The sequence below is a fragment of the Ideonella livida genome, from assembly GCF_010499455.1.
In the GTDB taxonomy this organism is placed as follows: Bacteria; Pseudomonadota; Gammaproteobacteria; order Burkholderiales; family Burkholderiaceae_C; genus Ideonella; species Ideonella livida.
This window is the reverse complement of sequence record NZ_JAAGOH010000002.1, coordinates 263,403-284,288: the sequence shown is the minus strand read 5'-3', so window position 1 is coordinate 284,288 and position 20,886 is coordinate 263,403. Positions and strand designations below refer to the sequence as shown.

At 71.6% G+C, this 20,886-nt stretch carries 18 protein-coding genes; 10 read left to right on the top strand and 8 right to left on the bottom strand.

The window, feature by feature from the left end:
- Positions 1–143: 143 nt before the first annotated feature.
- Positions 144–1,634: a benzoyl-CoA 2,3-epoxidase subunit BoxB gene (gene boxB / locus G3A44_RS03215; protein WP_163456042.1), complete on the top strand. Its 1,491-nt coding sequence runs from the start codon at positions 144–146 to the stop codon at positions 1,632–1,634.
- 23 nt (positions 1,635–1,657) lie between these two features.
- On the opposite strand, the gene G3A44_RS03210 is transcribed toward boxB, so the two are convergent.
- The 4 genes from G3A44_RS03210 to G3A44_RS03195 form a co-directional block, all read right to left on the bottom strand.
- The gene (locus G3A44_RS03210; RefSeq protein WP_310734314.1) at positions 1,658–3,385 is read right to left on the bottom strand and encodes a chloride channel protein; all 1,728 of its coding nucleotides are present in this window, start codon (positions 3,383–3,385) and stop codon (positions 1,658–1,660) included.
- A 199-nt stretch (positions 3,386–3,584) separates the two neighbouring features.
- Positions 3,585–4,070: a MarR family winged helix-turn-helix transcriptional regulator gene (locus tag G3A44_RS03205; protein WP_163456040.1), complete on the bottom strand. Its 486-nt coding sequence runs from the start codon at positions 4,068–4,070 to the stop codon at positions 3,585–3,587.
- 73 nt (positions 4,071–4,143) lie between these two features.
- The gene (locus G3A44_RS03200; RefSeq protein ID WP_163456039.1) at positions 4,144–5,403 is read right to left on the bottom strand and encodes a putative Na+/H+ antiporter; all 1,260 of its coding nucleotides are present in this window, start codon (positions 5,401–5,403) and stop codon (positions 4,144–4,146) included.
- Positions 5,404–5,620: 217 nt separating this feature from the next.
- Positions 5,621–6,556, bottom strand: a complete 936-nt coding sequence (locus G3A44_RS03195; RefSeq protein WP_163456038.1) for a LysR family transcriptional regulator — start codon at positions 6,554–6,556, stop codon at positions 5,621–5,623.
- Positions 6,557–6,706: 150 nt separating this feature from the next.
- Between G3A44_RS03195 and G3A44_RS03190 the strand changes: the two genes are divergently transcribed.
- Both G3A44_RS03190 and G3A44_RS03185 read left to right on the top strand, forming a co-directional pair.
- Positions 6,707–6,982 (top strand): hypothetical protein, encoded by a 276-nt coding sequence (locus G3A44_RS03190; RefSeq protein ID WP_163456037.1) that lies wholly within the window; start codon positions 6,707–6,709, stop codon positions 6,980–6,982.
- Positions 6,983–7,044: 62 nt separating this feature from the next.
- Positions 7,045–7,464, top strand: coding sequence for a tautomerase family protein (locus G3A44_RS03185; RefSeq protein WP_163456036.1), 420 nt, complete (start codon positions 7,045–7,047; stop codon positions 7,462–7,464).
- A gap of 25 nt (positions 7,465–7,489) precedes the next feature.
- On the opposite strand, the gene arfB is transcribed toward G3A44_RS03185, so the two are convergent.
- Both arfB and G3A44_RS03175 read right to left on the bottom strand, forming a co-directional pair.
- Positions 7,490–7,894, bottom strand: a complete 405-nt coding sequence (gene arfB, locus G3A44_RS03180; RefSeq protein ID WP_163456035.1) for an alternative ribosome rescue aminoacyl-tRNA hydrolase ArfB — start codon at positions 7,892–7,894, stop codon at positions 7,490–7,492.
- Positions 7,891–10,359: a heavy metal translocating P-type ATPase gene (locus tag G3A44_RS03175; protein ID WP_163456034.1), complete on the bottom strand. Its 2,469-nt coding sequence runs from the start codon at positions 10,357–10,359 to the stop codon at positions 7,891–7,893. Before G3A44_RS03175 ends, arfB begins: the two co-directional genes overlap by 4 nt.
- Before the next feature lie 131 nt (positions 10,360–10,490).
- Here G3A44_RS03175 and G3A44_RS03170 point away from each other — a divergent pair, with 131 nt between their 5' ends.
- Positions 10,491–10,685, top strand: a complete 195-nt coding sequence (locus G3A44_RS03170; RefSeq protein WP_163456033.1) for a heavy-metal-associated domain-containing protein — start codon at positions 10,491–10,493, stop codon at positions 10,683–10,685.
- A gap of 7 nt (positions 10,686–10,692) precedes the next feature.
- Here the strand turns inward: G3A44_RS03170 and G3A44_RS24235 are convergent, their stop codons facing one another.
- Together G3A44_RS24235 and G3A44_RS03160 are read right to left on the bottom strand one after the other, a co-directional pair.
- Complete coding sequence (locus G3A44_RS24235) at positions 10,693–10,905, bottom strand: zinc-binding dehydrogenase (protein WP_375138616.1); 213 nt, start codon at positions 10,903–10,905, stop codon at positions 10,693–10,695.
- 38 nt (positions 10,906–10,943) lie between these two features.
- Positions 10,944–11,375: a DUF1841 family protein gene (locus G3A44_RS03160; protein WP_163456031.1), complete on the bottom strand. Its 432-nt coding sequence runs from the start codon at positions 11,373–11,375 to the stop codon at positions 10,944–10,946.
- Between the two features lie 260 nt (positions 11,376–11,635).
- On the opposite strand from G3A44_RS03160, the gene G3A44_RS03155 reads away from it, so the two are divergent.
- From G3A44_RS03155 to G3A44_RS03130, 6 genes are all read left to right on the top strand, one after another.
- Positions 11,636–12,346 (top strand): response regulator, encoded by a 711-nt coding sequence (locus G3A44_RS03155; RefSeq protein WP_163456097.1) that lies wholly within the window; start codon positions 11,636–11,638, stop codon positions 12,344–12,346.
- A complete protein-coding gene (locus G3A44_RS03150) occupies positions 12,343–13,902 on the top strand; it encodes a sensor histidine kinase (protein ID WP_163456030.1) in 1,560 nt (519 codons plus the stop codon). Before G3A44_RS03155 ends, G3A44_RS03150 begins: the two co-directional genes overlap by 4 nt.
- A 250-nt stretch (positions 13,903–14,152) precedes the next feature.
- A complete protein-coding gene (locus G3A44_RS03145; protein WP_163456029.1) occupies positions 14,153–15,175 on the top strand; it encodes a Bug family tripartite tricarboxylate transporter substrate binding protein in 1,023 nt (340 codons plus the stop codon).
- A 44-nt stretch (positions 15,176–15,219) separates the two neighbouring features.
- Positions 15,220–17,268, top strand: a complete 2,049-nt coding sequence (locus G3A44_RS03140) for a sensor histidine kinase (RefSeq protein ID WP_163456028.1) — start codon at positions 15,220–15,222, stop codon at positions 17,266–17,268.
- Positions 17,269–17,299: 31 nt separating this feature from the next.
- Positions 17,300–18,751 carry a sigma-54-dependent transcriptional regulator gene (locus G3A44_RS03135; RefSeq protein ID WP_163456027.1) on the top strand — a complete coding sequence of 484 codons (1,452 nt, stop codon included), beginning with the start codon at positions 17,300–17,302 and terminating at the stop codon, positions 18,749–18,751.
- A gap of 261 nt (positions 18,752–19,012) precedes the next feature.
- Positions 19,013–20,755: a PQQ-dependent methanol/ethanol family dehydrogenase gene (locus G3A44_RS03130; RefSeq protein WP_163456026.1), complete on the top strand. Its 1,743-nt coding sequence runs from the start codon at positions 19,013–19,015 to the stop codon at positions 20,753–20,755.
- Positions 20,756–20,886 lie beyond the last annotated feature (131 nt).

The window sequence follows — 20,886 nt, the reverse complement described above, 5'->3', positions numbered from 1 at the left end:
GCGCTTTTTGTTTCAGGGGTTGATCGTTTGATGCACTGGAGTGCCGTTCTCTGATCTGGCTCAAGGGGATGTCTTGTGATGAGCAAGATGATGCATGTGCTCGCTTGAGTGGGCATAAAAGTGCATCAAACCGGAGACACCCCATGAGCCAGGACGACACCTTGATCGAGGCCACCGAGGCCGTAGTGGCCGAGAACTTCGTTGAAGTCAGCTACGACGACGCTATTCCCAACAACGTCAACCTCTCCTCCGACCGCCAGCTGCTGCGCGCGCTGGAGGGCTGGCACCCCGGTTACATCGACTGGTGGAAGGACATGGGCCCCGAAGGCTTCCAGGAGGCCGACGTGTACCTGCGCACCGCGGTGGGCGTGGACCCGGCCGGCTGGGCCAAGTTCGGCTACGTGAAGATGCCCGATTACCGCTGGGGCATCCTGCTGGCGCCCGCGGTGCCTGGCCGCACCATCCCCCATGGCCGACACAAGGGCGAGCCGGCCTGGCAGGAGGTGCCGGGTGAATACCGCTCGCTGCTCAAGCGCCTGATCGTCATCCAGGCCGACACCGAGCCCGCCAGCGTGGAGCAGCAGCGCTGGCTCGGCGCCACCGCCCCCAGCCTGTATGACCTGCGCAACCTGTTCCAGGTCAATGTGGAGGAGGGCCGCCACCTCTGGGCCATGGTCTACCTGCTGGTCAAGTACTTTGGCAAGGACGGCCGCGAAGAAGCCCAGGCCCTGCTGGAGCGCCGCAGCGGCCACCAGGACAACCCGCGCATCCTGGGCGCCTTCAACGAGAAGACCCCGGACTGGCTGTCCTTCTTCATGTTCACCTACTTCACCGACCGCGACGGCAAGATGCAGCTGGCTGCGCTGGCCGAGAGCGGCTTCGACCCCCTCTCGCGCAGCTGCCGCTTCATGCTGACCGAAGAGGCGCACCATCTGTTTGTGGGCGAGACCGGCGTGGGCCGCACCGTGCAGGCCACGGTGGAGGCCATGGTCAAGGCGGGCATCACCGACCCCTACGACACCGCTGCCATCCGCCGGCTGGGCGTGGTGGACCTGCCGCTGCTGCAGCGCAAGGCCAACTTCCACATGAGCGTCACCCGCGACCTGTTCGGCTCGGAGATTTCCTCCAACGCCGCCGAGTCCTTCAACGCCGGACTGAAGGGCCGCTACCACGAGGCCCAGCTCCAGGACGACCACCAGCTGCAGGACGCCACCTACCCGGTGCAGCGCGTCGTCCAAGGCGAGCTGGTGTGGGAGGACGTGCCCGCCCTGCGCGCCATCAACAGCCGCCTGCTGGACGACTACATAGCCGACTGCCAGGGGGGCCTGGACCGCTGGAACAAGGTCATCGAAAAGGCGGGCCTCCACTTCCGCTTCAGCCAGCCGCACAAGGGCTTCAACCGCCGCATTGGTGAGTTTGCCGGCCACCGCATCACCCCAGCCGGCGAGGTCGTGGGCGAGGAGACCTGGGCCGCACTGAAGGACGAATTCCTGCCCAACGCCGAGGACATCGCCTTCATCCAGAGCTTGATGCGGCCTTGCCACCAGCCCGGCCAGTACGCCAGCTGGATCGCCCCGCCGCGCATGGGCATCAACCAGCAGCCCGTGGACTACGAGTACGTGAAGATCGCCTGAGCGTCACCGGCCTGCGGGGTGGCCTACTCGCTGGGCACAAACAGCCACAGCAGGGCATAGGCCAACAGGCCTGAGCCGCCGAACAGGGCCAGCACCACCACCCCCAGGCGCCACACCCACGCCTCGATACCTGTCGATTGCGCCAGGCCGCCGCACACGCCGCCCAGCCAGCGGTCAGCGACGCTGCGGCGCAGGCGGTTGACGCCCTGCACCAAGCTCGGCGCCTGCACCTGCGCCCCGAGGGGCACGTCCAGCAGACGCGCCTTGGCTTGCCGGAACTCGTCGTCACTCAAGGCGCCCTCGCGGTGCAGTTGGTCCAGTCGGGTCAGGTCGTCGATCAGGCTCATGGCGGGTCTCCCGTGCTGCCCAGGGGGCAATGCTGCAGGCGATCTTGCCACCGGAGCCCCGCCATCGGGGCCCGGGTCCGACAGACTGCCGCTGGGCGTGACGGACCAACCCACAGCCAGCTCCAGATACAGCGGCCGGGAGATCAGCCGTGAGACGCCAGTAGCCAGCAGCGCGCAGGCCATCAGGCCCAGCACCTGGGACTGGCCCCCCACCATCTCCATCACGATGATGAAGGCGGTGATGGGGCCGCCGGTGCTGGCCGCCAGAAACCCGGCCATGCCCAGGGCCACCAGGACCACCGCCGAAGCCTGCGGCAAGGCCCACCACTGCGCCATGTCATGGCCGATGCCTGCGCCGATGGCCAGGGAGGGCGCAAAGACGCCGCCCGGCACCCCTGCCCAGGCGCTCAGCCAGGTGGCACAGGACTTCAGCAGGGTGTAGAGCAGAGGCGTGTCGGCGCCGCCCTCCAGCAGTTGGCGGGTGGTTTGGTAGCTGGCGCCGGCCGTGGCGCCGTCGCTCACCGCGCCGATGACCGCCACCGCCAGCCCACAGACCGCTGCGAAACGGTAAGGATGATGCTGTCGCCAGCGGCCCAGTCGTCCACCCAGGGGCCGGGCAGACAACACCAACAGGCGGGCGAACAGGCCCCCCGCCAAGCCGCAGGCCAGGGCCGTGAGCAGGGCCGGCCACCAGAGCCCGGCTGGCCAGACCGTGGTGCCCAGGTGCCCGAAATAGCTGTCCTGGCCGAAGACCGCCACCGCCACCAGGCCCGCCAGCACGATGGCGGCGATCACCAGGCTGCTGTGCGTCAAGTGTCGGCGGCGGGTCAGCTGCTCCAGCGCGAAGACGATGCCGCCCAAGGGCGTGTTGAAGGCGGCGGCCACCCCCGCAGCGGCTCCGGCCACCATCAGGTCGTGGGCGTCCAGCGTGGTCCGATCGCTCAGCCAGCGGCGGGCCTGCACCATCAGGCCCGCACCCACCTGCACCGTGGGGCCTTCTCGGCCCATGGACAGGCCGGCCAGCAGGCCACCACAGACCAGGCCGATCTTGTGCAGCGCGACGGACCAGCCCACCAGCTGCGCTCGGCGCCAGCCTGGGGTGTGCTCGTCCAGTGCAGACAACACCTGGGGGATCCCGCTGCCGGCCGCGGTAGGGGCCCAGCGCCGCGTCCAGCCCAGCAGCCCGACGGTGAGCAGCGGCGTCCAGGCCAGCATGACCCAGGGCCCCAGCGGCGTGGCGTTGGAGAGGGCCTGCGCGGCATGGCCGGCCGCCTCCGCCAGCAGCGTGAAGGTCACCACCGCCGCGCCGGTCAGCAGGGCGGCGCCCAGCACCACGGCCCGATCGGCCCAGGGGCGCCAGGCCACCGCTTCCTGCTGCAACTGCGCCCAGAACGCGGGCTCCACGTCCCGCAGGGCGCGCCATCCACCAGCGCAGAACAGCCACAGCAGCCGCCGGCCACGCCGCCACTTGGCCAGCAGGGCTGCTGCCCACCCGGTGCATGTCCGATGGGCGGCTTGGCAGGGAGCAGGGGCCGGCGCTGTCATAGGTGCCAGATTATATTTGTCTAAATATAAATTCCCGGGCGCAGTGCCTGGGGCGGCCTCACAGGTCGGCCAAGGGGGTCCGGGCGGCCCGTGCATCGGCCTCAAGATGGCGCAGCAACTGCGCCAGGTCCCGCTCCAGCCGGCCCAGACAGTCTGCATCCAGTGCCGCCAGCGCCTGCGGCAGCACGCCACTGAACGGCGCAGGCGCCCGTGCCAGCACGTCCTGACCTTGGGGCGTGAGGTGCAGTTGCACGGCGCGGCGGTCGGGGCCCTCGCGGCGTGCTTCCAGCAGCGCGGCCCCTTGCAGCGCGCGCACCAGGTTGCTGGCGGTGGAGGGGTGGACGTCCATGGCCTGGGCCAAGGCGCCGACGCCCAGGCCGGGCTCCGCCGCCACCAGGCTCAGCGCCCAAAGCTGTGCGCCGCTCACGCCGGCATGCTTCTCCACCTGTTGAAAATGGGCCCGCACAGTGTTGAACACTTGGCGGAACTGGCGCAGCACGCGGCTGGCCTGCTGGGGCGCGGGCTGGGCGGAAGTGGGGGGCATGCAGGCATGTTACGGGTGGCCAGGCGGTGCGGGCCCGTGGCCCAGGGGCTTGGGGCCAGGCCGAGCCCCCGGCTCAAAGCAGCTGGAAGGCCAGCACCGCCACGGCGGTGGGGGGCAAGGCCGCCAGGAGCAGCCCACCGGGATGGATGGTCTGGTCTTCAAAGCTGCCCCGCAGGATGGCCGCGCCCGCCGGGTTGGGGGCGTTGGCGATCACGGTCAGCCCGCCGCCCGTCACGGCCCCGGCCACCAGCGCGATCTTGAAGTCTTCCGGCAGACCGGGCACCAGCGAACCCAGGTAGGTCAGGGCGGCGTTGTCGGTGATGGCCGTCAGCGCGGTGGCGCCGAAGAACACGGTGGTGCTGTCCATGCCCAGCAACAGCGGGGAGAGCCACCAGGCCTGCAGGCCTCCCAGCACCACCAGGCCGGCCAGGAAGAAGGCCACCAGCAGCGCTTCGCGCAGGATCAGGGGACTCTGGTGGCGCTGGTAGGCGGCGGTGAAGCCCAGGAAGAACAGGAACAGGCCCAGAAACACCGGCGGATGGTGCGCAAAGGTCACCACCCCGGCCAGGAACAGCAGGTGCACCCCCACCACGCTGGCGGGCACCGGGGCTTCAGTGCCTGGGCGCGCCGCCTGCACGCCCCGCAGGTCGTGCCGGAACAGCCAGACCACCGCCAGGGCGTTGACCACCACGGCCACCGCCGATTTCCAGCCGAAGTGGGCCACCATGAAGGCAAGGTCCCAGCCCCAGACGCCGGCCACCATGAGCACCGGCGGTGCGGCGAACGGCGTGAGCGTGCCGCCGATGGACACGTTGACGAACAGGGTGCCCAGCACCACGTATTTCAGCCGGGTGCTGACGGCCTGACTGAAGACCAAGTCACGCAGCATGAGGGCGGCCAGTGTCATGGCCGCCGGCTCGGTGATGAAGGAGCCCAGCAGCGGCACCAGGGCCAGCAGCAGAAAGACCTGGGCCGGCGCCGCGGCCATCGGCAGCCACTGCGCCAGGCGGATGACGCTGGTGGCGGCCAGCTGCAGGATGGGCCGCGTGCCGGCCACGACCATGATGGCAAAGACGAACAGGGGCTCGGTGTAGTTGCGGCCATCCAGGTAGGCCGTGGCCTCGGCCTTGCCCTGCAGGGCGAACATCACCACCACCAGCACCATGGCCCAGAAGCCAAACACCACTTCCACCTCGCCCAGCAGGTGCCACAGGCCGGCGTGACGTGGATGCCGGTGGGCCAGGCGCTCGAAGAACTTGGTGGAGAAAGTGTGGACCAAGGCCAGGGCGAAGAGGACCGTGGCGATCAGGTGCAAGGTGCTGGGTGGGGACATGGTGAGGGGGCCGGTCAGATGGGTCGACCTAGAGCGGAGTGCACCCGCGCCGCAAGGTTCCGTCACGCGCTGCATTCCGAGGGCAGCAGCAAAAAAGGGGGCCCCGGCAAGGGGCCCCATGAACAGTCGCCATGCAAGTGGGCCGATCCCCCGGCGCTTGCATCACCCTAATGTATGGGGTCCAAGAGGATGGAGGCGTCGTTTCCAGGACGCCAGATCAGGGGACACCACCGGCCGGCCCGGCGCCGGCCGCCTGCAGCCAGGCCGCCCAGTGCTCGATGCAGGCGCGCACCTTGGGCAGGCGGTGGCGCTCCTTGAGCATGACCGCGTACATCGGCACCCCCTCGGCGGGCACTTGCGCATGCAGCACTGGCACCAGCTCGCCGGCCACCACCCAGGGTCGGGCCGCCAAGTGGGTGATGCGCGCAATGCCGGCGCCGTGGCGGGCCAGTGCCACCACCACGGCGGTGTTGTCCGCCCGGGTGTGGGGGCGGATCAGCACCTCGCAGGGGTGCCCGCTGTCGAGCAGCGGCCAGCGGTTGAGCACCGGGCTGGCGGTGTTGCCGATCAGGCGGTGCGCCGGGTCTTGCAGGGCGGCCACACTGGCGGGCGTGCCATGGCGGGCCAGGTAGGCCGGTGAGGCGTACAGGCCGCGGCCCAGGGTGCCGATCTGGCGGGCCACCAGGGCCTCGCTGGCCGGGCTGCCGGTGCGCAGGGCCACGTCGATGCCGTCGCGCGCCATGTCGATGATGCGGTCATCCGCGCAGATGTCCAGTTGCAGGCCCGGGTGGGCGGCGTGCAGCGCCGCCAGGCTGGGGGCGATCACGGCCTCGGCCAGCACCGGGCTCACGCTCACCCGGACCCAGCCCCGCGGCCCGCCCAGCTTGCCGGTCAGCTCGGCCTGCAGCTGGGCCTGGGTGTCCAGCAGCTGCCGGGCATGGGTCAGGAAGGTGTCGCCCTCGTCGGTCAGGCTCAGGCCGTGGGTGCTGCGGTGCATCAGGCGCAGGCCGCAACAGCCCTCCAGCCGGGCCAGGGCCCGGGTGACCTGGCTGACCGCCAACTGGCGCTCGCGGGCAGCAGCCGACAGGCTGCCCAGCTCAGCCACCCGCACGAACAGGGCCACGTCATCCAGTCTCAAGGCGGTCGGTTCCATGCCGCCATGCTGCCTTGGTTTTGCTGAAACTGCAAAACCAATTGCCTTACAGGCCAGTTTCCGACCGTTGGACAACACATAAAAATCAAAACCATCGATACCCCCCCGGCGCCCAAGCCCTTGCGGCGGCGCCACCTGCCGGAGACCACCATGTCCGCCCACCCGCCTGCCTTGCGCCTGCTGCAGACCCCACCGCGCCGCACCGCGACCGCACCGGCCCCTCAACGGCCGCCTGCGGGCCCCATGGCGCCTGTGCCCCTCAGTCCCGCCGTGCAGGAAGCCGCCCGCCAGCGGGCGCAGACCCTGCGGCAGGCCGCGGTGGACGACTTCTGGCGCGGCGCCGATGCGCTGCTGGACCGTGGCCTGTGCCGCATGGGCCGCAGCGCCCGTCGTCTGGCCGCCGCCCTGCGCCGTCGGGCGCCTTGAGAGCCCGCGCCCCCGCTTTCCTTGCCCCTGCCTCGTGGCCTTGCGGATTTGGAGAAACCGTCATGCCCTTGCTCAACGTGCTGCTCAGTCCCGTTCCCGCCCTGGAAGGACCCGCGGCCCAGCGCCTGTGCCAATCGGTGGCCAGCGACCTGCTGGCCCACACCGTGGACCACCTGCACAAGCGCGCCGACCTCACTGCCATCGTGGTGCAGCTGGTGCCGGCGCAGCAGTGGTTCATCGCCGGTCGACCCCTCCCTGAGCTGGGTCAGCCCAGTGCGGCGGTGGAGATCCGTGTGACCGACGACACCAACACCGACGCCGAGAAGGCCGCCTGGCTGGCCGCGGTGCAGGCCAGCCTGGGCCACCACCTGCCCGGCCTGCATGAGGTGAGCTACCTGCAGGTGCAGGACCTGCACCCGGCCGCCTGGGGTTACGGCGGCCGCACCCAGGCGGCCCGGCGGGCCCGCGCGCAGGGGCTGTGAAGAGCCAGGCAGCGTGCGGGGGCGGTCAGTCCACCACCTTGCCCCGCCCGGCCTTGACACCAGCGCGCTGTGCCTTGGCCGAGAGCCGCCGCTGTTGTGAGCCGTAGGTGGGTCGGGTGGCACGCCGGGTGCGTGGCACGCGCGCAGCAGCGTCCACCAGGGCTTGCAGGCGGGCCAGGGCGTCGGCCTTGTTCTGCGCCAGGCTGCGCGATTCCTGGGCCTTGATCACCACCACACCCTCGCTGCTGATGCGCTGGTCGCCGGTCTGCAGCAGCCGCGCCTTGACCGCCTCGGGCAGCGACGAGGCGGCCACATCAAAGCGCAGGTGCACCGCGCAGGACACCTTGTTGACATGCTGCCCGCCGGGCCCCTGGGCGCGGATGGCCACAAAGTCCACCTCGTCGGGGTTGACCGTGGGGGCGGGGCTCATGGCGCCGGCGCCTTCCACCGCCCCAACCACAGCGCATTGCTCACCACGCACACGCTGGACAGGGCCATGGCACCGCCGGCCACCATGGGGCTGAGCAGACCCAGCATGGCCAGCGGGATGCCGACGACGTTGTAGGCGAAGGCCCAGAACAGGTTCTGGCGGATCTTGCGGCCGGTGGCGCGGGCCAGGGCGATGGCTTCCACCACGCCCCAGGGATTGCCGCGCAGCAGGGTGAGGCCGGCGGTGTGCATGGCCACGTCGGTGCCACCGTCAACGTGCGCCATGGCCAGGCCCACGTCGGCAGCGGCCAGGGCGGGGGCGTCGTTGATGCCGTCGCCCACCATGGCCACGCGCTGGCCGGGGGGCAGGCTTTCCTTCAGCTCGGCCACCAGGGCGGATTTGCCTTCGGGGCGCACTTCGGCGTGCACTTCGGTGATGCCCACGGCCTGGGCCAGGTGGTGGGCGGCGCCGGGGTTGTCGCCGCTGATGAGCACGCAGCGCAGGCCCTGGGCCTGCAGCGCGGCCACGGTGGTGGCCGATTCAGCCCGGGCTGGGTCGCCAAAGGCGAAGCTGGCCAGCAGGGCCGGGGGCTGGCCAGGGCTGACATCGGCCAGCCACGAGACGGTGCGACCCAGGGCGGCCTGGGCGTCGGCGGCGGCCTGCAGGGCGCTGCGGTCCACTGCCAGCTCGGCCATCCAGGGGCCGCTGCCCAGGGCCAGGGTGCGGGGCACCGCCGCATGGGCGATCTGCCCGGTGACGCCGCGCCCGGCCACAGCGCGCAGGCCGGTGGTGGGCGGCAGCGGGGCGGGGGGGGCTGACGGACTGGCCGCGCCGGCCTGTGCGGCCAGCACGGCCTTGGCCAGCGGGTGCTCGCTGCCGGCTTGCAGGGCGGCGGCCAGGGTGAGGGCTTCACCTTCCGACGGGCCGGCGGCCGGCGTCAGGGTGGCCAGCAGGCGGGGCTGGCCGGCGGTGAGGGTGCCGGTTTTGTCAAAGGCCACCACCGCCACATCGCGCAGGTGCTCCAGGGCGCTGGCGTCGCGCACCAGCAGGCCGCGACGGGCGGCCAGGCCGCTGGCCACCATCAGGGTGGCGGGTGTGGCCAGGCCCAGGGCGCAGGGGCAGGCGATGACCAGCACGCTCACCGCATGGATCGTGGCCGTGGGCAGCCCGGCGCCGCTCCACCACCAGCCGATGAAGGTGAGCGCCGCCAGCGCCATGACCACCGGCACAAAGACCGCCGAGACGCGGTCCACCTGCTGCTGGATGGGCGCCTTGGCGGCCTGGGCATTGGCCACCAGGCGCACGATGCGGGCGATCTGGCTCTCCGCGCCCAGGGCGGTGGCCTGCACGGTGAGCAGGCCCTCGCCGTTGACGGCACCGCCGGTCACGGCGTCGCCCGGGCCTTTGGCCACCGGCAGGCTCTCGCCGGTGATCAGGGATTCGTCCACATGGCTGCGGCCCTCCAGCACGCGGCCGTCCACCGGCAGGCGCTCGCCGGGTTTCACCTGCACCAGGTCGCCCTTTTTCACCTGGGCGATGGGCAGGTGGACGGGCTGACCCTTGCGCAGCACGGTGGCGGTGGCCGGGCGCAGGGCCTGCAGCGCGTCCAGCGCGGCCAGGGTCTGGCGCTTGGCGCGGGCTTCCATCCACTTGCCAAAGCGCACCAGGGTGATGACGACGGCGGCGCTCTCGAAGTAGAGGTGCGGCATGCCGGTGTCGTCACGCCACCACAGCGCCAGCGACAGGCCCCAGGCGGCGCCGGTGCCCAGGGCCACCAGCACGTCCATGTTGGCGGTGCCGGCGCGCAGGGCCTTGGCCCCGGCCACAAAAAAGCGCCCGCCAAAGATGAGCAGCACCGGCGTGGCCAGCACCGCCTGCCACAGCGGCGCCAGCATCCAGTGCCGGCCCAACAAGTCACCCAGCATGGGCAGCACCAGCGGGGCACTGAGCAAGGCGGCCAGCAGCACCTGCCACCCTTCAGGTACGGCGGCAAGGCCGGTGCGACGGTGTGTTGGCGCGGTGGGGCTGGGGCCGGTGGGCCCTGCGTCATCGCGCGGGTGGGCCTCGTAGCCGGCCTTTTGCACCGCGGCGATCAGGGTCTCGGGCAGATCCGGCAGGGCCAGGTGGTCCACCAGGGCTTCTTGGGTGGCCAGGTTCACCCGGGCCTGCAGCACGCCGGGCACCTTGGCCAGGGCGCGCTCCACCCGGCCGGAGCAGCTGGCGCAGGTCATGCCCTCCACGGCCAGGGCGGTTTCGCTGCGGGGCACTTCGTAGCCGGCCTTCTCGATGGCGGCGCTGGCGCTGGCGGTCAGCTCGGCCATGGCGACGCCGGGGGCCTCGACCGCCGCGGTTTCGGTGGCCAGGTTGACGCTGGCCTGCGTCACGCCGGGCAATTTCTTCAGGGCACGCTCCACCCGGCCAGCACAGCTGGCGCAGGTCATGCCGTGGACGGGCAGGGTGATCATGGGCCCACTGTAGTGCGCCGGACTTTGCGGCGTTTCAAGAGGGCGCTCGGGCACCAGGGCGATACTTGGGGCCGTACCAGGCGGCCTGGCGGCCGCCCCCCTGTGTGTTTGTTGTTGTGGAGCCCTGCGCCATGATTTCCCTGACCCTGCCCGACATGACCTGCGGTCACTGCGTCAAGTCCGTCACCGCCACCGTCCAGCAGGTGGACCCCACCGCCACGCTGACGATCGACCTGCCCCGCCACCACGTGGAAATCGCCAGCCAGCAGCCGGCCGCGGCCTTCAAGGCCGCCCTGGCCGAAGAGGGTTATCCGGCCGCGGACTGATTGCGGCTCAGAAGCCCTCCAGCACGATCTTGCCGCGGGTGCGCCCGCTTTCCTGCAGCGCATGGGCCTGCCGCAGGTGGGCCGCGGTGATGCGGCCCAGGTGCTCCCCGCGGCTGCTGCGCACCCGGCCGGCCTCCACCAGGCCGCTCACCTCGGCCAGCAGCGCCTGCTGCGCGGCCATGTTGGCGAAATGCGGGTCGGTCTGGGTCAGGGCCGCCACGTAGCGCGGCGCCAGCTCAGCCCGGCGGCGCGGGGTGTTCAGCGCGTGGCCCGGCGGCGCACCGCGTCCAGGTAGGCGTGGCCGTCCGGCGGCAGGCCGCTGCGCTGCGAGGCCCAGATCATCTCGCCCAGGCATTCCATCACCTCATGCTGGGCGTCGTGCAGGCTGTTGCGTTTGGCCGCCAGCAGTTCCACCGCCTGGCGGATGCCGCGGGGCTGGTCGATGGAGCACTGCTCGCTCACGCTCAGGTGCATGGCCAGGTGCAGGAAGGGGTTGGTGCGGCCCTCGTCCACGGTGAAGACGGCCGCCAGCGCCGCGTCCACGTCGGCCAGGTCCGCGGCGTACTCGGGGTGCTCGTCGATCCAGCCGGCGGCCAGGGTCTCGATGGGGGTCAGGGGCTGGCCGGCGCGCTGCTTGGCATAGGCCTCGCAGAAGAAGCGGCGGACGTCGTGCTGGGAAGGCTGGAACATGGTGCCCACGATTGTCCTCCCCGTGGGCTGCGCCCCGCCTGGTGCAGGGGCTTCACGTTTCTTTACCGGGCTGGCAAGAGGCTTTGACCGCGCTTCACCAAGATGCGCGGTCGATACAGCGTGCCTTCACACGCCGGGGCGCCGTCCCGGCGGGGCCGGCGCGCATGCCTGAGAGGACTACCATGAACGTTTCCGCCACGACGGCCAGCACCCGAGCGGCCCGCCTGAACGCCGCCCTGCAGGTCTCCACCGCAGAAGCCATGTCCGCCCACCTCCTCCTGATCGATGACGACGCCCGCCTGACCGCCATGGTGGGCGACTACCTGCGCCAGCAGGGCTACACGGTCACCACGGCCGGCAGCCTGGCCCAAGGCCGCGCCCAGCTCAAGGCCACCCTGTTCGACGCCCTGGTGCTGGACCTGATGCTGCCCGATGGCGACGGCCTGGACCTGACCCGCGAGCTGCGCCAGGACGCCCGCACCCGCCGCCTGCCCCTGCTCATGCTCACCGCCCGCGGTGAGCCCATGGACCGCATCCTGGGCCTGGAGTTGGGCGCCGACGACTACCTGCCCAAGCCCTTCGAGCCCCGGGAACTGCTGGCGCGGGTCAAGGCCCTGCTGCGCCGCGCCTCGCCCGATCCCGCCTCCGACGACGTGCTGCGCTTTGGACGGCTGGAGATCGATGTGGGCGCCCGCGAGGCCCGTCTGGACGGCCAGCGCTGTGACCTCACCGGCCACCAGTTCGATCTGTTGCTGGTGCTGGCCCGCAGCCCGGGCCGCGTGCTGACCCGTGACCAGATCATGGACGCCCTCAAGGGCCACCCCATGGAGGCGTTTGACCGCTCCATCGACGTCCACATCTCCCGCATCCGGGCGGTGATCGAGGAGGATCCCAAGTCGCCCAAGCGGGTGATCACCGTGCGTGGCACCGGCTACGTCTTTGCCAAGAAGCAGGACGCGGACAACGCGTGAAGTCACTCTACCTGCGCATCTGGCTCACCGTGGTGGCCGCGCTGGCGCTGTTTGCGCTGGCCGCGGGCTGGCTGGTGCAGCACCACCTGGCGCAGGAGCGCGCCCAGGCCGATGCCCTGCTGGCCGAGCGGCTGGCCGGCTGGTCGTTGATGATCGAGGATTCGCTGCCGCAGGCCGGTGCCCCGGCCGAGGACCAGGCCGCCCGCATCGAGGCCTGGTCTGACCGCCTCAAGCTGCCCATGGCCCTGGACGATGCCCAGGGCCGGCGCATCGGCACCTCCGAGGTTTTCGCCCACATGGAGCGCGACGGGGTGATGCGCCAGCGCCGCCCGGTGGCCCTGCGGCTGTCCGATGGCCGCACGCTGTGGGTCTTCCGGCCGGGTTGGCGGCGCCTGCCGCCCGACCTGGATCGCCTGCCCCTGCCGGGGCGCGCGGCCTCCGGTCCCCAGGGGTCCCGTGAAGCGTTGCAGCCGGCCGACTCGGTGCCGGACGCGCGCCAAGTGCCGCCGGCGGCGCGTTTTCCCCGTGGGCCGGGCCCCCAGGCCCCGGAGGCGGGCATGCCCTGGACCCAGGCACCGGGGCGGTTGGACGGTCCCCAAGGGCCGCCACCCGACCTGCGCGGGCCCGGTGGCCTGGACGGTCCGGAGGGCCTGAACCTGCCCGGCCTGACCGGGCCCTGGTCGGCCCAGATCGGCCTGCTGGCCCTGGGCGGGCTGCTGTTCCTGGCGGTGGCCGTGGGGGCCTACCCGGTGGTGCGGCGCCTGACACGCCGGCTGGAATCGCTGCAGCAGGGGGTGGAAGCCTTTGGCGCTGGCGACTTGGGCCACCGCGTGCCGGTGGAAGGGCGTGATGAAGTCTCGACCCTGGCGCGCAGCTTCAACCAGGCGGCCGAGCGCATCGAGGCCCTGGTGCGCAGCAACCAACGCCTGCTGGCCAACGCCAGCCACGAGTTGCGCTCGCCCCTGGCCCGGCTGAAGATGGCTGCGGCCATGCTGGGCGGCGCGTCCGCTGCACAGCTGCCCCGCCTGCAGCAGGAGGTGGACACCAACATCCGCGAGCTGGACGCCCTGGTCGACGAGGTCCTGCTCTCCAGCCGCCTGGAGGCCGGCGCTGCCATGCCCGCCGAGGACGTGGTGGACCTGCTGGGCCTGGCGGTGGAGGAATGCGCCCGGGTGGGGGCTGAGCTGGAAGGCCCCGAGCTGCAGCTGCGCGCCAGCGACCGCCTGCTGCGCCGCGCGGTGCGCAACCTGCTGGAGAACGCCCGCCGCTATGGCGGCGATGAGGTGCTGCTGCGCCTGGCCGAGGGCCCCGGCGCCGAGGTGCTGGTGGAGGTCTGCGACCGCGGCCCCGGCGTGCCCGAGGCCGAACGCGAGCGCATCTTCGAACCCTTCTACCGCCTGCCCGGACATGCCGAACGCGATGGGGGCGTGGGCCTGGGCCTGGCCCTGGTGCGCCAGATCGCCCGCCACCATGGTGGCGAGGTGCGCTGCCTGGCCCGCGACGGGGGCGGCAGCTGCTTCCAGATCCGGCTGCCGGCTTCGCGCCGGCTGGCCTGAACGGCAGGGCCCTGCCACGGCCAGGGCCCTGCGCGCGGCTGCCCTTGTTCCGGAAATCCGCACAAGACGCCGCTGCGGTTCTGGCAAACCGCACGTCCGGTCCGCTGCGCCCCGGCCGGCGGCGGCGTGTCCACCCCACGGTGCGCCTGCGGTGACGGGGGCGCTGCCCGCGCGCCTCCCCGGGTGCGCCCTCTTGGCACGGCCCCTGCGTAAGGCATGCTCCTGACATCACCCCACGGAGACACGCCCCATGGCCTTCAAGACCGACACCCTTGCCCTGCCCACCCTGAACCGCCGCCACCTGCTGGCCACCGCTGCAGCGGCCGCCGCCACCGGCCTGAGCGCCGGTCTGGCCACCCCCGCCCTGGCGCAGAGCTGGCCGGCCAAGCCCGTCACCATCGTCGTGCCCTGGCCCGCCGGCGGCCCCACCGACATCGGTGCCCGTCCCCTGGCCAAGCTCATGCAGGATGCCCTGCACCAGCCCTTCGTGATCGACAACAAGGGCGGCAGCAGCGGCAACATCGGCGCGGCCATGATGCTGCAGGCCCCGGCCGACGGCCACACCCTGCTGCTGACCTCCAGCGCCACGGTGGTCATCAACCCCAGCCTTTACAAGAAGATGCCGTTTGACCCGGCCAAGGACCTGGCGCCGGTGACCAATGTGCTGCGTGTGCCGCTGGTGCTGGTGACCCATCCCAGCGTGCCGGCGGCCGACGTCAAGGCCCTGCTGGCGCTGATCAAGGCCAAGCCTGGTGAGTACATCTACGCCTCTTCCGGCAACGGCACCCCGCAGCACCTCACCGGCGACCTGTTCTCCGACCAGATCGGCGTCAAGATGGTCCACGTGCCCTACAAGGGCTCGGCGCCTGCCATTGCCGACCTGCTGGCCGGGCATGTGCCCATGATGTTCGACAGCCTGGCCTCCATTGCCCCGCACATCAAGTCCGGCAAGGTCAAGGCCCTGGCGCAGACCGGGGCCCGCCGCTCCAGCCTGCTGCCGAGCGTGCCCACGCTGGCCGAGGCGGGTCTGCCCGGCGTCGAAACCTACGCCTGGTACGGCCTGTTTGCCAAGGCCGGCACCCCGCCGGCCGTGCTGCAGCAGATCAACGCCGAGGCGGTCAAGGCCATGAAGACGCCGGAGTTCCAGCAGGTGCTGGCCGACACCGGCTCGGAGTTCGTCGGCGACACCACCGCCAACTTCGCCACCTTCGTCAAGGCCGAGACCGAGAAGTGGTCGCGCCTGGTCCGCCAGAGCGGCGCCACCATCGACTGAGTGGGCCTGCTGGCCGGCCGTTCCGCCGCCGCCCGGGGCGCACAATGACCGCCCCGACGACCTGGACCCGCATGGCCTACCCGCAAGACTCCGCCTCCTGGCCCGGCTGGCGCGGCCTGCGCCGCGGTGCCGCGCTGCCGCTGCCCTGGGTGCTGGCGGCGGTGTTGCTGGCCGCCCTGGCCGCCGGCCTGCTGGCCTGGCAGTGGCGGGCGGCCCAGGCCCAGGCCCGCATGGCGGCAGAAGGGGCGGCCCGGCTGGCCGCCCACGCGGCAGCGCTGACCCAGCTCTTTGAACGCCACCAGCACCTGCCCCGGCTGCTGGCGCTGGAGCCCCGCCTGCTGCCGCTGCTGCAGGCCCCGGGCGCCGACCCCGGGCCCGGGGCGGCCGAGGCCGCCGGCGGCGCCGGTGCGGCCCAGGGCGTGGCCCTGGTTGCCAGCGAGTACCTGCGCGAAGCGGTGGAGGTCAGCCAGATCGAGGCCGCTTACCTGATGGACCGCCACGGCCAGGTGCTGGCCACCAGCAACCACCGCCAGCCCGGCAGCTACCTGGGCCACCACTACGGCTTCCGGCCCTACTTCCAGCAGGCCCTGGCCGGCGGGCCCGGCCTGCTCTACGCCGTGGGGGTGACCACCCGCCGTCCCGGCCTGTTCCTGTCCTGGCCGGTGCGGGCCGCGCCGGCGGCCGAGGTGCTGGGCGTGGTGGTGGTCAAGGTGGATCTGCAGGCCGTGGAGCGCACCTGGGCCGACGGCCCGGGCCGGGGCGTGGCCCTGCTGGACGACCAGGGCGTGGTCATCCTGAGCAGCGATCCGACCTGGCGCTACCGCAGCGCCCAGCCCCTGTCCCGGGCCCAGCGCCAGGGGCTCCAGGCCAGCCGGCGGTATGGCGAGCAGCCGGTGGAGCCCCTGGCGCCTGCCTTGCAGCTGGCCTCAGACGCGGCCGGCGACCAGACCTTGCGGCTGGACGGGCCGGCGCAGCTGCCCCCGGGTCAGCCCCTGCCCAGCCTGCTGCAGGCGGGACCGGCCGGACCGCCGGGATGGCGCTTGCTGCTGCTGACCGAGCTGGCCAGCGCCCGTCAGGCCGCCGCCCTGGAGGCCACCGTGGCGGCCCTGGCCGTGGCCCTGGCAGGCACCGCCCTGGGCCTGGGCCGCGTGCAGCGGCGCCGGCGTCGTGAGCGGCGCGAGGCAGACCGGGCACTGCGGGCCGCCCACGAGCAGCTGGAGGCCCGCATCGCCGAGCGCACCCAGGCCCTGACCCAGGCCAACGAGGCCTTGCAGGCCCGCGTGCAGGCCCTGCACGAGACCGAACGCATCCTGCACGCCACCCGCGACCAGGCGGTGCAGGCCGGCAAGCTGGCCGCCTTGGGCCAGATGGCCGCCGGCATCAGCCACGAGCTCAACCAGCCGCTCGCCGCCCTGGCCACCTGTGCCAGCAACGCCGCCAAGCAGCTGGAGCGCCAGCACCACGAGGACCTGCGCGAGTCCCTGGACCTGATGCAGGGCCTGACCCAGCGCCTGGGCCGCATCGTCGCCCCGCTCAAGGGTTTTGCCCGCGCCGGCACGCCGCAGCGCCATCCGGTGCCCTTGGCCGAGGCCCTGGGCATGGCCACCCTGCTGCTGGGCCCGCGGCTCAAGGACAGCGGTGCGCAGCTCCAGGTCCTGCTGGACGATGACGCCCTGCAGGTGCTGGCCGACCGCACCCGCCTGGAGCAGGTGCTGGTCAACCTGCTGCGCAACGCCCTGGACGCCCTGGAGGCGCTGCCGCCCGAGGCGCCCCGGCCGCTGCAGGTCCGGGCCTGGCGCGACGACGCCTGGGTGCGCATCGCGGTGGCCGATGGCGGTCCCGGCCTGCCGCCGCAGGTACTGGCCCGGCTGTTCGAGCCCTTCTTCACCACCCGCGCCGGCGCCGGCGGCCTGGGCCTGGGGCTGGCCGTCTCCCGTGCCATCGCCCAGAGCCTGGGCGGACAGCTGCAGGCCGGCTCCGCGACCCCGGACCAGGGGGGCGGCGCCTGCTTCACCCTGAGCCTGGAGGCCGTGCCGGCCCCCGACGGCCTGCCCACCGGGGTCACCTCCACCACCTCCACCCCGTCCACATGACCGGCCCGACCGCGCGTCGACCGATCCAGACATGCCTGCAGCCGATCCTGCCCTGCCCGCCACCCCCCTCGTGCCCGGCTGCCCGCCGCCCCCGTTGGAGGTGCTGCTGGTGGAGGACGACCCCGACGTGCGCCGCACCTGCGCCCAGGCGCTGAGGCTGGAAGACCTGCCGGTGGTGGCCGTGGCCGACGCCGAGGCCGCCCTGGCGCTGCTGGCCGCCGACCCCGCCCGCTGCTGGGGCGCGGTGGTCAGCGATGTGCGCCTGCCCGGTCAGGACGGCATGGCCGTGCTGCGCGGGCTGCAGGTGCAGGCGCCCGGGCTGCCGGTCATCCTCATGACCGGTCACGGCGACATCGCCATGGCCGTGCAGGCCATGCGCGACGGCGCCTACGACTTCCTGGAAAAGCCCTTCAGCGGGGACCGCCTGGCCGATGTGGTGCGCCGCGCGCTGGACAAGCGCCGCCTGCTCCTGGAGAACCAGGCCCTGCGCGAGCGCCTGGCCCAGGTCAGCCAGCAGACGCAGGATGGGCCCGCGCTGGTGGGCCAGGCGCCGGCCATGCGGGCCCTGCGGCGCCACATCCAGGCCCTGGCGCCTTTGGATGTGGAGGTGCTGCTCTATGGCGAAACCGGCACCGGCAAGGAAGAGGTGGCCCGTGCCCTGCACCAGGCCAGCGGCCGGCGCGGCCCCTTCGTGGCACTCAACTGCGGCGCCCTGCCGGAGTCGGTGTTCGAGAGCGAGGTGTTCGGCCACGAGAGCGGGGCCTTCACCGGCGCGGCCCGCCGGCGCATCGGCAAGATCGAGCATGCACAAGGCGGCACGCTGTTCCTCGACGAGATCGAGTCCATGCCCCTGGCCCTGCAGGTCAAGTTGCTACGGGTGCTGCAGCAGGGCGTGCTGGAGCGCCTGGGGGGCAACCAGCCGGTGGCGGTGGATTGCCGCATCGTGGCCGCCAGCAAGGTGGACCTCAAAGCCTGGAGCGACGAGGGCCGCTTCCGCGCTGACCTGTACTACCGGCTGCATGTGGCCTGCCTGCCGCTGCCCCCGCTGCGCCAGCGCCGCGAGGACATTCCGCTGCTGATGGCCCACTTCCTGGCCCAGGCCGCAGCCCGCTACCACCTGGCCGCCGTGCCGGGCTGGACGCCGGCGCAGATGGCCCGCTGGCAGGCCCAGGACTGGCCGGGCAATGTGCGCGAGCTCAAGAACACCGCCCACCGCTTGTGCCTGGGGCTGGAGCCCGAGGCCGAGCCCCCCGCCCCGGGCCCCGGGGTCGGGGTCGGGGAGGGCACCGCGCCTTCGCCGCTGGTGCCATGGACCGGCGACGGTCTGGCCCGCACGCTGGAGCAGGTGGAGCGCCAGCTCATCGAGGCCGCGCTCACGGCCTGTGCCGGCCAGGTGGCCGCGGCGGCCGAGCGCCTGCAGCTGCCGCGCAAGACGCTCTACGACAAGATGGCCCGCCTGGGCATCGCCACGCGCCGCGCCTGAGGCCGGGGCCGGCCCTGCGCCATGGGACCTGTCCCCTGCCGCCCGTCGCCGGGCCTGTCACAGGGGCAGCGGCGCCCACTGTGCAAGGCTGGAGCAATGCCGCGCGGGTTTCCCCCAGCGCGACTAGGGAATGCGAGCAGCGAGGACCCCCTGCGGGCGGCCGATAGCGCATGGCACGCTTGTTGCCGGGAATGCTTCCCGAAGCGCCGGCACTGTCCGCCGGTGCAACAACAGCGCCTTTCCGAGAGAAGGAGACAACCCATGCGCGTGAAACTGCTGAGCCTGCTGGTCAGCCTGGGCATGGCCGCCACCGCGGCCCAGGCCGTGGTGACCGACCAGATGATCGAGAACGATGCCGCCACCACCGGCGACGTCCTGTCCTGGGGTGTGGGCACCGAGGGTCAGCGGTACTCGCCGCTGAAGAAGATCAACCCGGGCTCCATCGGCAAGCTGGTGCCGGCTTGGTCCTTCTCGTTTGGGGGTGAAAAGCAGCGTGGTCAGGAATCGCAGCCGGTGATCCACAACGGCAAGATGTTCGTGACCGGCTCCTACTCGCGGATCTTCGCGCTGGACGCCAAGACCGGCCGCAAGCTCTGGAAGTACGAGCACCGCCTGCCCGACGGCATCATGCCCTGCTGCGACGTGATCAACCGCGGTGCGGCGCTGTACGACAACCTGGTCATCTTCATGACCCTGGACGCGCAGATCGTGGCCCTGAACCAGGACACCGGCGACGTGGTCTGGAAGGAGAAGATCGACAACTACGCCGCCGGCTACTCCGCCTCGGCCGCCCCGATCATCGCCAACGGCCTGGTGCTGACTGGCGTGTCCGGCGGTGAGTTCGGCGTGGTGGGCCGCGTGGAAGCGCGCAATGCCAAGACCGGCGCCCTGGTGTGGAGCCGCCCGACGGTGGAAGGCCACATGGGCTACACCTACGACAAGGACGGCAACCCCAAGGAAAACGGCATCTCCGGCACGACCAACCAGACCTGGCCGGGTGACCTGTGGAAGACCGGCGGCGCCGCCACCTGGCTGGGGGGCACCTACGACAAGCGCACCGGTCTGGCCTACTTCGGCACCGGCAACCCGGCGCCGTGGAACAGCCACCTGCGCAAGGGTGACAACCTGTTCAGCTGCTCGACCGTGGCCATCGACGTCAAGACCGGCAAGATCGTCTGGCACTACCAGAGCACCCCGAACGACGGCTGGGACTTCGACGGCGTCAACGAGTTCGTCACCTATGACGCGGGTGGCGGCAAGATCCTGGGCGGCAAGGCCGACCGCAACGGCTTCTTCTATGTGCTGGACGCCAAGACCGGCAAGCTGGAGAACGCCTTCCCCTTCGTCAAGAAGATCACCTGGGCCACCGGCATCGACCTGAAGACCGGCCGCCCGAACTTCGTGCCTGAGAACCGCCCGGGCGATCCGACCGCCGGCGCCGACGGCAAGAAGGGCCAGACCGTGTTCTCCGCCCCGTCCTTCCTGGGCGGCAAGAACCAGATGCCGATGGCCTACAGCCCGGACACCAAGCTGTTCTACGTGCCGGCCAACGAATGGGGCATGGAGATCTGGAACGAGCCCATCACCTACAAGAAGGGCGCGGCCTACCTGGGTGCCGGTTTCACCATCAAGACCATCAATGACGATTACATCGGCGCGATGCGCGCGGTGGACCCCAAGACCGGCAAGATCGTCTGGGAAGTCAAGAACAACGCCCCGCTGTGGGGTGGTGTGCTGACCACCGGCGGTGGCCTTGTGTTCTGGGGCACGCCGGAGGGCTATCTGCAGGCGGCCGACGCCAAGACCGGCAAGGTGGTCTGGAAGTTCCAGACCGGCTCCGGCATCGTGGCGCCCCCGGTCACCTGGGAAGAAGGCGGCGAGCAGTATGTGGCTGTGGTCTCCGGCTGGGGCGGCGCTGTGCCGCTGTGGGGCGGGGACGTGGCCAAGAAGGTGAACTACCTGGAGCAAGGGGGCTCCGTCTGGGTGTTCAAGCTGATGAAGTAAGGACGGTGCGGCGTCCCGCGCGGACGCTGACCTCCCCTCACAGCTTTCTTGACAGGGCTGCGCTCCGGCGCAGCCCTTTTTTGTTTCGCCCCTCAATTGCAAAATGCGATGGATGCCGCCATGGCTGGCGG

What these genes read in the sequence shown, in the direction of transcription:
- G3A44_RS03175 (WP_163456034.1), bottom strand. Translation starts at nt 10,359, where the DNA reads ATGATCACCCTGCCCGTCCACGGCATGACCTGCGCCAGCTGTGCTGGC.
- G3A44_RS03195 (WP_163456038.1), bottom strand. Translation starts at nt 6,556, where the DNA reads ATGGAACCGACCGCCTTGAGACTGGATGACGTGGCCCTGTTCGTGCGG.
- G3A44_RS03190 (WP_163456037.1), top strand. Translation starts at nt 6,707, where the DNA reads ATGTCCGCCCACCCGCCTGCCTTGCGCCTGCTGCAGACCCCACCGCGC.
- G3A44_RS03205 (WP_163456040.1), bottom strand. Translation starts at nt 4,070, where the DNA reads ATGCCCCCCACTTCCGCCCAGCCCGCGCCCCAGCAGGCCAGCCGCGTG.
- G3A44_RS03200 (WP_163456039.1), bottom strand. Translation starts at nt 5,403, where the DNA reads ATGTCCCCACCCAGCACCTTGCACCTGATCGCCACGGTCCTCTTCGCC.
- arfB (WP_163456035.1), bottom strand. Translation starts at nt 7,894, where the DNA reads ATGAGCCCCGCCCCCACGGTCAACCCCGACGAGGTGGACTTTGTGGCC.
- G3A44_RS03185 (WP_163456036.1), top strand. Translation starts at nt 7,045, where the DNA reads ATGCCCTTGCTCAACGTGCTGCTCAGTCCCGTTCCCGCCCTGGAAGGA.
- boxB (WP_163456042.1), top strand. Translation starts at nt 144, where the DNA reads ATGAGCCAGGACGACACCTTGATCGAGGCCACCGAGGCCGTAGTGGCC.
- G3A44_RS03135 (WP_163456027.1), top strand. Translation starts at nt 17,300, where the DNA reads ATGCCTGCAGCCGATCCTGCCCTGCCCGCCACCCCCCTCGTGCCCGGC.
- G3A44_RS03145 (WP_163456029.1), top strand. Translation starts at nt 14,153, where the DNA reads ATGGCCTTCAAGACCGACACCCTTGCCCTGCCCACCCTGAACCGCCGC.
- G3A44_RS03170 (WP_163456033.1), top strand. Translation starts at nt 10,491, where the DNA reads ATGATTTCCCTGACCCTGCCCGACATGACCTGCGGTCACTGCGTCAAG.
- G3A44_RS03160 (WP_163456031.1), bottom strand. Translation starts at nt 11,375, where the DNA reads ATGTTCCAGCCTTCCCAGCACGACGTCCGCCGCTTCTTCTGCGAGGCC.
- G3A44_RS03155 (WP_163456097.1), top strand. Translation starts at nt 11,636, where the DNA reads ATGTCCGCCCACCTCCTCCTGATCGATGACGACGCCCGCCTGACCGCC.
- G3A44_RS03130 (WP_163456026.1), top strand. Translation starts at nt 19,013, where the DNA reads ATGCGCGTGAAACTGCTGAGCCTGCTGGTCAGCCTGGGCATGGCCGCC.
- G3A44_RS03140 (WP_163456028.1), top strand. Translation starts at nt 15,220, where the DNA reads ATGACCGCCCCGACGACCTGGACCCGCATGGCCTACCCGCAAGACTCC.